Origin of the sequence: Burkholderia sp. Bp9142 (assembly GCF_003853415.1) — a bacterium.
Classification (GTDB): domain Bacteria; phylum Pseudomonadota; class Gammaproteobacteria; order Burkholderiales; family Burkholderiaceae; genus Burkholderia.
Genome location: NZ_QTPP01000123.1, coordinates 1 through 314 on the forward strand (window position 1 = coordinate 1; position 314 = coordinate 314).

Annotated in this window: 1 protein-coding gene; it reads right to left on the reverse strand. The window is 66.2% G+C overall.

What is annotated here, in order from left to right; translation table 11 throughout:
- Positions 1-314: NAD(P)/FAD-dependent oxidoreductase (locus DIE22_RS37945; RefSeq protein WP_409410214.1), on the reverse strand; the 314-nt coding region annotated here is incomplete at both ends.

A 314-nucleotide genomic window follows, 5' to 3' on the forward strand; every position in this document is an offset into this window, starting at 1 on the left:
GCCGGCTTCAGCATCTCGTGGTCCGCATGCTTGTGGTGCAGCGTCCACGGCACGTTGCCGCCCATCACCTTCTGCTCGAGCCCGACCATCAGCGTGCCGAGGTACAGCCCCTTGGCCATCCACTGCTTGAAGTTGCGCGCGCGATACAGCTCCGTGTACAGCCACGACTGCTTGAAGGCGTCCGGGTACGCGTTGAGCTCGTCGCTCTGACGGCCGGCCTGCACCGCGTCGAATGCGGCATCGGCCGCCAGCATGCCGGTCTTGATCGCCGCGTGGCTGCCCTTGATCCGCGATGCGTTCAGGAAGCCCGCGTC